At 67.6% G+C, this 3140-nt stretch carries 2 protein-coding genes; one reads left to right on the top strand and one right to left on the bottom strand.

Annotated elements, in window-relative coordinates; genetic code table 11:
* Nucleotides 1–209: 209 nt before the first annotated feature.
* A complete protein-coding gene (locus tag NR101_RS18840) occupies nucleotides 210–1208 on the bottom strand; it encodes a polyprenyl synthetase family protein (RefSeq protein WP_256777530.1) in 999 nt (332 codons plus the stop codon).
* A 203-nt stretch (nucleotides 1209–1411) separates the two neighbouring features.
* Between NR101_RS18840 and NR101_RS18835 the strand changes: the two genes are divergently transcribed.
* Nucleotides 1412–3025: an alpha-glucosidase family protein gene (locus tag NR101_RS18835; protein WP_256777529.1), complete on the top strand. Its 1614-nt coding sequence runs from the start codon at nucleotides 1412–1414 to the stop codon at nucleotides 3023–3025.
* The last annotated feature ends 115 nt before the right edge of the window (nucleotides 3026–3140 follow it).

Here is a 3140-nt window from a genome sequence, read left to right as displayed (position 1 = left end):
GCGTCGGTGATCGTGGTGCGGGCGCGAAGAGCAGCCGACCAACGGTCGGCTCTACGTGTCAGGGACCACGTCGCCCCGGCGGTCGGCCCGTACGAACGCTCCGGTGGAGCCGACCTTTGGTCGGCTGCAACGCGCAGGGCGTGGTGCATCCATCAGGCATCGCGGCGCCGGGAGGAAGGGCAGCCGACCGTCGGCCGGCACGCCCGCCGTCAGTGCGAGCGCTGTACCGCGTAACGGGCCAAGCCGCGCAGGGCGGCGACGGCATCGTTGTCGGCCAGGCCGTCGAGCGCACGCTCGGCGGCATCGGCGTATTCGACCGCGCGGGCGCGGCTGTATTCCAGGCCGCCGGTGGCGTGGATGGCCGCCAGCACTTCCGGCATCGCCTCGGCGTCGCCGTTCTGCACGATCTCGCGCAGGCGCTGCCGGGTGGTGGCATCGGTATGCGCCATCGCGTGGATCAGCGGCAGGGTGGCCTTGCCTTCGGCCAGGTCGTCGCCCAGGTTCTTGCCCAGTTCCTCGGCGTTGGCCGAGTAATCCAGCACGTCGTCGGCGATCTGGAAGGCGTAGCCCAGCGCCATGCCGTAGTCGTACAGCGCCTGTTGGGTGGCCTCGTCCACGCCACTGGCCAGCGCGCCCAGGCGGGTGCCGGCGGCGAACAGCACGGCGGTCTTGCGCTCGATCACGCGCAGGTAGGCGGCTTCGTCGGTGTCCGGGTTATGGACGTGCAGCAGCTGCAGCACTTCGCCTTCGGCGATGCGGTTGGTGGTGTCGGCCAGGATGCGCATGACCGGCATACGGTCCAGCTCGACCATCAGCTGGAAGCTGCGCGAGTACAGGAAGTCACCGACCAGCACGCTGGGGGCGTTGCCCCACAATGCATTGGCGGTGCTGCGGCCGCGTCGCAGGCTGGATTCGTCCACCACGTCGTCATGCAGCAGGGTCGAGGTGTGGATGAACTCGATGATCGCCGCCAGCTGGTGGTGCTCGGGGCCGGCCTGGCCGACCGCATGGCCGGCCAGCATGACCAGCATCGGCCGCAGGCGCTTGCCGCCGGCGGAAATGATGTGGTCGGCGATCTGGTTGATCAGCACGACATCCGAGGACAGTCGGTGGCGAATCAGCGCATCGACGGCGGCCATGTCGGGCGCGGCGAGCGTCTGGATCTGGGGCAGGCCCAGCGCGGAGCGGGTGTCTTCGGTGATGGTCATGCGGTCTGACTTTCAGGCTTGACCTGAATTATAGGCGGTGCGGTCGTTTTCCGCCCGCGAAGGCCATCCGGGGCGGACCGGGCCGGCCGGGGGGCGTGAATACGTATGCAGGTGGCGCCATCGCCGGAGACGCGCGGATAAGCTTGTCGCTACGTTCTGGCGCCCCGATGCGGGTGCCGTGGAAGCCCGGAGGGGGGCCCTCAATGTCGCAGACTCCATGGTGGCGTGGCGCCGTCATTTACCAGATCTACCCGCGCAGTTTCCTCGACGCCAACGGCGACGGGGTAGGCGACCTGCCGGGCATCATCGAACGCCTGGACTACGTGGCGGCGCTGGGCGTGGACGCGATCTGGATTTCGCCCTTCTTCAAATCGCCCATGGCCGATTTCGGCTATGACATCGCCGACCACCGCGATGTGGATCCGCTGTTCGGCACGCTGGCCGATTTCGACCGGTTGCTGGCCAAGGCGCATGCGCTGGGCCTGAAGGTGATGATTGACCAGGTCTTCAGCCACACCTCGATCGACCACGACTGGTTCCGCGAGAGCCGCCAGGACCGCACCAACCCCAAGGCGGACTGGTACGTGTGGGCCGACCCGCGCGAGGACGGCACGCCGCCCAACAACTGGATGTCGATCTTCGGCGGCGTGGCGTGGCAGTGGGAGCCGCGGCGCGAGCAGTACTTCCTGCACAATTTCCTGGCTGACCAGCCGGACCTGGATTTCCATAATCCGGCGGTGCAGCAGGCGACGCTGGATTACGTGCGCTTCTGGTTGGACCGGGGCGTGGACGGGTTCCGCCTGGATTCGATCAACTTCTGCTTCCACGACGCGCAACTGCGCGACAACCCGGCCAAACCGGCGGACAAGCGCGTGGGCCGAGGGTTCAGCGCGGACAATCCGTACGCCTACCAGTACCACTACTACAACAACACGCAGCCGGAGAACATCGGCTTCATCGAGCGCCTGCGTGGGCTGCTGGACGCGTACCCGGGGACGGTGAGCCTGGGCGAGATTTCGGCCGAGGATTCGCTGGCCACTACCGCCGAGTACACCGCGCCGGGCCGACTGCACATGGGCTACAGCTTCGAGCTGCTGGTGAAGGATTTCAGCGCCGGCTACATCCGCGACACGGTGTCGCGGCTGGAAGCGACGATGACCGAAGGTTGGCCGTGCTGGGCGATCTCCAACCATGATGTGGAGCGCGCGGTAACCCGCTGGGGCGGGCATCCGGCGCAGCCGCGGCTGGCACGCCTGTTGGTGGCGCTGCTGTGTTCGCTGCGTGGGTCGATCTGTCTGTACCAGGGCGAAGAACTGGGCCTGGGCGAAGCCGACGTGCCGTTCGAAGCACTGCAGGACCCCTACGGCATTACCTTCTGGCCGAACTTCAAGGGCCGCGACGGCTGCCGCACGCCGATGCCGTGGACCGATGCGGCGCTGGCCGGGTTCAGCAGTGGCGAGCCGTGGCTGCCGATTCCGGCCGAGCACCGTGCGGCGTCGGTGGCGGTGCAGGAACAGGACCCGCATTCGGTGCTCAACGCCTTCCGCCGGTTCCTGGCCTGGCGCCACACCATGCCGGCGCTGCTGGTGGGCGACATCGTGTTCCTGGAGACGGCCGAGCCGGTGCTGATGTTCGAGCGCCGCCATGCGGGCGACACCGTGCTGCTGGCCTTCAACCTGTCAGCCGAGCCGGTGCGCGTGGCGTTGCCGGTGGGGCCGTGGCAGACGCTGTCGGTGCCGGGGCCCGATGCCGGCCATGTGGAAGGCAACGAAGTGGTGCTGCCGCCGCAGGCGATGTACTGCGCGCGCCAGGGCTGAGCTTTTCCGGTAGTGGTGGTACGTTCGGGACGGAACCTTCGGGGTTCCGTCCTTTTTTTAGGTTCTTCACCCAACTCCGGGGAAGGCCGCCCGGATCTTCAGGAAGAAGTACGCG

Source organism: Stenotrophomonas sp. Ste86 (assembly GCF_024519465.1).
GTDB lineage: Bacteria > Pseudomonadota > Gammaproteobacteria > Xanthomonadales > Xanthomonadaceae > Stenotrophomonas.
Note: the sequence above shows the minus strand (reverse complement) of the source record. Positions and strands in the feature narration are given on the sequence as shown.